Source organism: Ligilactobacillus acidipiscis DSM 15836, from assembly GCF_001435755.1.
Classification (GTDB): domain Bacteria; phylum Bacillota; class Bacilli; order Lactobacillales; family Lactobacillaceae; genus Ligilactobacillus; species Ligilactobacillus acidipiscis.
In genome coordinates this window covers 1-6,004 of sequence record NZ_AZFI01000129.1, presented here as the reverse complement: position 1 = coordinate 6,004, position 6,004 = coordinate 1, and the positions used below count along the sequence as shown (strand labels likewise).

Below are 6,004 nucleotides of genomic sequence, written 5' to 3'. Positions count from 1 at the left end.
GATAGTGTGAACTATCTCCTACCCGATTATTTTAGCAACTAGAATTGAAAAATAGGCATGAATACGGTTACTATAAATTATGATAAAATTCATATTATTTAAAAAATGCGGAATTTATGCTATTCTTTTAGTGAGTACATGAACTTAATCGGGCTTTGTGCGGCAGGAGCTTGCGCTTGGCTAACTTTCACAGAACATTGCAAAAAAGCGCAATATAGTGCGGAAGTTGCTAGTGCTTGCTTCCTTAAAGCCACACAATGCCCTGTTTTTAAAGATAGGAGGAGAAGTAATGGAAGAACCTATTTTATCCTTCAAGGATGTTAAAAAGGTTTACCGTGGTGGAAGTGTGGGGGTTGAAGGTGTCAACCTGTCGATCGACAGGGGTGAATTTGTTTGTTTGATCGGAACTTCTGGTTCTGGGAAGACTACACTGATGCGAATGATCAATCGGATGCACGACGCTACTTCGGGAGAAATATTATTTAACGGGAAAGATATCAAGAAAATTGACCCGGTAACTTTACGTCGGCAAATCGGTTATGTGATCCAAAACATTGGGTTAATGCCGCACATGTCGATTTACGATAATATCACGCTTGTTCCTCGTCTCTTGAAATGGCCGGAAGAAAAGAAAAGACAACAGGCTCAAAGATTGTGTAAGGAAGTAGAACTTCCTGAGGAATTTTTAGAGCGTTATCCGTCACAACTTTCAGGTGGACAACAGCAACGTGTCGGGGTCATTCGGGCATTGGCGGCTGATCAAGATCTGATTTTGATGGATGAACCGTTTGGTGCTTTGGATCCGATCACTCGTGAGTCATTACAAGACCTGGTCAGTGACCTGCAGAAACATTTGAAAAAGACGATCGTTTTTGTGACCCATGATATTGATGAAGCACTTAGGCTAGCCACAAAAGTTGTTATTCTAGATGGCAGCCACATCGTTCAGAGTGCGTCCCCTGAAGAGATCTTGCAGCATCCGGCAAATGATTTCGTCAAAAACCTCTTGGGTGAAGAACGTTTAAGTCAGGCACGGGCTGAGTTATCCACAGTTGACCAGATCATGCTAAAAGATCCGGTCAAAATCACGTTGGAACGTTCAGTTTCAGATGCAGTTAAACTAATGCGTCAACGACGGGTAGATACTTTGATCGTTGTCGACAAGGATAATTATTTTAAAGGTTATGCTGATATCGACACTATCACTACTCATTATAAGAGTGCTACCAGTGTTTCAGACTTGATGAGTACCGACATGCCGACACTTCAAAATGATACCTTAGTCAGAAAAACTGTGCGCAAAATGTTGAACCGTGATTTCAAATATTTGCCAGTGGTCGATAAAGACAAAAAACTGCTGGGTATCGTCACGCGGACGACCATGGTCGACGTGGTCTACGATACGATCTGGGGCGAATCCGCAAATGAACAACTTGTTGATGATACTGATGGAGGCCAGGAAAATAGTGATCGCGATAATGGCGTTTCGGCTGTCAAAGGAGAGTGATTACAATGATGTCCTTTTTAAACCAATATGGCGGTCAACTAGTTACTAAAACTTGGGAACAGCTTTATATTTCCGCAATTGCGCTGTTACTAGGTGTCCTTGTTGCTGTTCCGATCGGGATCTTGTTAACACGTTTTCCTAAAACAGCCAAAATTATTGTAGGGATCGCTAGTATGCTGCAAACAGTCCCTTCACTTGCCTTACTGGCATTGATGATCCCGATTTTTGGGATCGGGAAGGTTCCTGCGATCGTGGCCTTATTCATCTATTCCTTGTTGCCAATCTTACGTAATACCTATATTGGCATGAATGATGTTGACCCGACCTTAAAAGACAGTGCCAAAGGAATGGGTATGACCACCTTACAGTCGATCTGGCAAGTCGAATTACCAATGGCCATGCAGGTTATCATGGCAGGTATTCGTTTATCGGCAGTTTACGTTATTGCATGGGCTACGTTGGCTTCATACATTGGTGCCGGTGGATTGGGAGACTTTATTTTTAATGGTTTGAATCTTTATCAACCGGATCTTATCATTGGCGGGACGATCCCAGTTACAATATTGGCATTAGTTGTCGACTTCCTGCTAGGCAAATTGGAGTATCGTTTGACTCCGATCTCACAGCGATAGGAGGGTCACTTATGTTAAGAAATTCCACACATAGATTTAAAAAATCACTTATTCTTACACTTTGTGCACTGTTAGTCTTGGTCAGCGGTTGTTCTTTTCCTGGGCTAAGCGGTACTGGAGCTTCTGACAAGACAGTCAGGATCGCTTCAGTTACTTCGACGGAATCACAGATCATCGCAAATATTATCTCGGAACTGATCACGCATGAAACTGATTATAAGACGTTCTTAGTCAATAATTTAGGGTCATCTTCTGTTTCACAGGCAGCCTTGCAAAGAAATGATGCCGATGTGATGGCCACTAGCTACACCGGGACAGATCTCACCGGGACATTACAATTGCCCCCCGAGAAAAATCCAAAAAAGGCCACGCATATCGTTAATACACAGCTAAAGAAACGGTATGGACAAATTCGTTATCCTTCAATGGGCTTTGCTGACACTTATGCGTTCATGGTTACGCAAGAAACTGCTAAGAAATATCACTTGACTAATGTTTCTGACATGCAGGCTCATGCTAAAGACATGAAAGCAGGTGTCGACAGTTCATGGATGAACCGGAAGGGCGATGGGTATAAAGAATTTTCTCAGGCTTATGGTTTTGACTTCCAAAGAGTTTATCCAATGCAATTGGGCTTAGTCTATAGCGCCGTTGAGCAGGGTAAGATGAATGCCGTCTTAGGGTATTCAACGGATGGACGGATCAAAAGTTATAACTTAAAGGTCCTTAACGATGATAAACATTTCTTCCCACCTTATGATTGCTCACTTGTAGTAAACGGCAAGTTTTTAAAGGCACATCCGGATCTGCGTAAGTTGCTGCATCGTTTGGATGGTAAAATAAATTTAAAACAAATGCAAACTTTGAACTACCAAGTAGATAATAATCTATTAGAACCATCCGTTGCGGCCCGCCAATTTCTTGAAAAGAATAACTACTTTAGAGGAGCTGATCAATAATGAGTAACATGGGGTTGTGGCAACAATTTTGGTACTATATGGTCCATAATGGCTCATATGTACTCGAACAATTTACTCGACATTTTTTGATCGCCATATACGGTGTTTTATTTGCTGCAATAGTCGGCATACCACTGGGAATATTTATTGCACGGCATCATAAACTTAGTTCATTCACGATTGGAGCGGCTAACGTTATTCAAACGATCCCTTCGCTGGCTATGTTATCGATCTTGATGCTTGCATTGGGTCTGGGTGTTAATACCGTTATCGTGACCGTATTCTTGTATTCCTTGTTACCGATCGTTAAAAACACCTATACAGGGATGATCAGTGTCAGCAGTGATGTGATCGATACTGCCCAAGGAATGGGTATGACGAAAATGCAGCAGCTGTTTTTGGTCGAGTTGCCCTTGGCTGTATCCGTGATCATGGCTGGTTTGAGAAATGCTTTGGTCGTTGCGATCGGAAATGTTGCGATTGGGGCCTTCGTTGGTGCTGGCGGTTTGGGTGATATTATTATTCGCGGGACTAACGCAACCAATGGTGGTGCGATTATTTTGGCTGGTGCTTTGCCAACGGCTTTGATGGCGATTATTTCTGACCTGGCTTTGGGATGGGTCGAAAGAAAACTCCAACCGCATGGAGCCAAATAGTTATGATATAATGGTGGCGAAGTTCGATATATACTAAGAAATTAAATGGGGTTTAAGTCATGAATTTATTGTTTGCAGTGAATGATGGATTTGTTGATCAAATGCTGACAGTTGTTTATTCCATCTTGCAAAATTCGCGGGTCACACACATTAAAATGTTTGTGATCCAAGAAAAAGAGCTGGAACAAACTTCAAAAATTTACCAATTTTGCCACGAAAATCAGGTTGACTATTGTCCCATAATCGTGACTGGTAATGAATTTGCGAATGCAAAGATCACGGATCGTTATCCACATACGAGCTACTACCGTCTTTTGGCTCACAAATATTTGCCAGAAGACGTTGATAAGGTTTTATATCTGGATGCAGATCTATTATGTATCAATGATATTAAGCCACTGTACGATACTGATATTAATGGGTATCTTTATGCTGCATGCAGCCATAGTCGTTTAACAAACGTGACTGATGTTGTTAATAAAGTTCGCTTGAAAAACGAAAATGCTGATGCCTATTATAATTCTGGTGTATTATTGATGAATTTAAGTGAGATCAGGCAAAATGTTGATCCAAATGATATCTTTGATTTTATAGAAAACAATAAATTTAATTTACTGTTGCCAGATCAGGACATTTTAAATGGCTTGTATGGGCATCAGATCAAGGACCTGCCGGATGAGATCTGGAATTTTGACGCCCGTAAAAACCGGACCTATGAAATGTTGAGTATGGGTGAATGGGACTTGAGTTGGGTCATGGAACATACGGCGATCTTACACTTTTGTGGACGTGAGAAGCCCTGGAAATCTGGATATTTTGGCAGATACTCGGCTTTATATAAACATTATTCGCATCGAGCTTTGCAGTCGTGGTTTAAAGAAAATATGCAAAATGATTTGCATGTAAAAAACTCCAAGTTTTCGCTCGAAAAAGGGCAGCTATGATGCAAGCAAATTTGAAGGCTGAAAAATATTTGGCAAAATTGGTAAAATATCAGCAGGAATATAGCAGAGTGCCTGTTGTGAGTCAAAGGCTGCAAGCTGTGAGAAAAACAGTTACAGCATTCCAAAAAAAACGAGTGCCGCAATTCCCCTTACCAAAATTAGAATTGTCGGAAAATTTACTTTTTGCAATGATTGACTGTTATCCTGATATCTTAGAGGTAGAAAGTTTTCTGAATGATTTAAGGCAATGTGTGATTGAAAATTTTGGCATTTGGCATATCTTTTCTGCTGTTTGGATCAGGGATTTAAAAAAATATCTAAATGAGCGTTCCACTTTGCAAGTTATGGCTGGAAATGGTGTTTTGGCTAGTCAGATAGAAAATATCAGTGCAACTGATAACCTAGATTGGCAAGGACAAGATATTACTCAGCCAGATCCATGGACGAAAATTGAACGTCTAGACGCTTTAAAGGCAGTTAAGAAATACTATCGAGTTGTGGATGTGATCATTATGGAATGGTCCCCCGATAGCGTTTTGATTGATGAAGAGATTCGTCAGTTTTTGCGTACTGTCGACTGGCCGGGTGAGCTGTTAGTCATTGGTGAGAAGGATGGTGCGACTAATTCAGCTCAATTTTGGCAGAATGCCAACTTGACCGTAGTTAAAAAGCTAAATATCAACCATCAACCGTTTGATTTTATCATGGATCAAGTATTCAAGGTCAAATAAGTTGAAGCCAACTAAATTTTAAATTTCTGGTTAATTATAGGAATGAGTGGCTGGAACAAAGTTATTATTTCTGGCTATAATACGAGAACTGCACCATAATAAAGTTGAAAGAGATGTTCCTTTATTAATGACGATAAAGCACTAGTTAAAAAGCAAAAGACCTTTGCAGTTGAAACTAGAATTTAAACCAGAATTTAACGGACAATTAGAAACGTTCACTACATTATAGTGAGCGAACTAGATTATCAAAAGTATGAAGAATATTAAAAAAACCTAAGCGACTGAGTTTCTTAAAGTTCAAGAAGCAAGTTGCTTAGGCCATATTCAACTATCAGTAAAACAAGTTATTCAAATAGCTAAATAACCTGAGAAATTTTTTGCTTATTTTCTGGGCGACACTTGACGATATGGTTCAGAAAACAACTTATTACGAAGCAATCGTTATTTATTCCAGGGTAGTTTTGTCCCAGTTCTTAAAAAAGATGTAGTCTTTTCTCCAGCACTATTTGAATTAATTTTTCGTTTAAAAAACTATGATTAAAAAATTAGGTTCTTTATCAAGTGGTACTGATGAA

6 protein-coding genes are annotated in these 6,004 nt (G+C 40.0%); all 6 read left to right on the top strand.

The features are described from left to right. Positions 1 to 289: 289 nt before the first annotated feature. From FC65_RS08255 to FC65_RS08230, 6 genes are read left to right on the top strand one after another with little or no spacing between them, the layout of a single operon-like run. Positions 290 to 1,507 carry a betaine/proline/choline family ABC transporter ATP-binding protein gene (locus FC65_RS08255; protein ID WP_056972285.1) on the top strand — a complete coding sequence of 406 codons (1,218 nt, stop codon included), beginning with the start codon at positions 290 to 292 and terminating at the stop codon, positions 1,505 to 1,507. 5 nt (positions 1,508 to 1,512) lie between these two features. Then, positions 1,513 to 2,139: an ABC transporter permease gene (locus tag FC65_RS08250; protein ID WP_056972284.1), complete on the top strand. Its 627-nt coding sequence runs from the start codon at positions 1,513 to 1,515 to the stop codon at positions 2,137 to 2,139. 11 nt (positions 2,140 to 2,150) lie between these two features. Then, a complete protein-coding gene (locus FC65_RS08245; RefSeq protein ID WP_056972282.1) occupies positions 2,151 to 3,098 on the top strand; it encodes an osmoprotectant ABC transporter substrate-binding protein in 948 nt (315 codons plus the stop codon). Continuing rightward, positions 3,098 to 3,754, top strand: coding sequence for an ABC transporter permease (locus tag FC65_RS08240; protein ID WP_010499227.1), 657 nt, complete (start codon positions 3,098 to 3,100; stop codon positions 3,752 to 3,754). The genes FC65_RS08245 and FC65_RS08240 overlap by 1 nt, the downstream gene beginning before the upstream one ends. A gap of 59 nt (positions 3,755 to 3,813) precedes the next feature. Continuing rightward, complete coding sequence (locus FC65_RS08235) at positions 3,814 to 4,698, top strand: glycosyltransferase family 8 protein (protein WP_056972281.1); 885 nt, start codon at positions 3,814 to 3,816, stop codon at positions 4,696 to 4,698. Beyond that, positions 4,695 to 5,429 (top strand): SAM-dependent methyltransferase, encoded by a 735-nt coding sequence (locus FC65_RS08230; protein ID WP_235803110.1) that lies wholly within the window; start codon positions 4,695 to 4,697, stop codon positions 5,427 to 5,429. Before FC65_RS08235 ends, FC65_RS08230 begins: the two co-directional genes overlap by 4 nt. The last annotated feature ends 575 nt before the right edge of the window (positions 5,430 to 6,004 follow it).

Bases quoted from the DNA above. Each gene is read 5' to 3' on its own strand.
- FC65_RS08235 (WP_056972281.1), top strand. From the start codon at position 3,814: ATGAATTTATTGTTTGCAGTGAATGATGGATTTGTTGATCAAATGCTG.
- FC65_RS08250 (WP_056972284.1), top strand. From the start codon at position 1,513: ATGATGTCCTTTTTAAACCAATATGGCGGTCAACTAGTTACTAAAACT.
- FC65_RS08255 (WP_056972285.1), top strand. From the start codon at position 290: ATGGAAGAACCTATTTTATCCTTCAAGGATGTTAAAAAGGTTTACCGT.
- FC65_RS08245 (WP_056972282.1), top strand. From the start codon at position 2,151: ATGTTAAGAAATTCCACACATAGATTTAAAAAATCACTTATTCTTACA.
- FC65_RS08240 (WP_010499227.1), top strand. From the start codon at position 3,098: ATGAGTAACATGGGGTTGTGGCAACAATTTTGGTACTATATGGTCCAT.
- FC65_RS08230 (WP_235803110.1), top strand. From the start codon at position 4,695: ATGATGCAAGCAAATTTGAAGGCTGAAAAATATTTGGCAAAATTGGTA.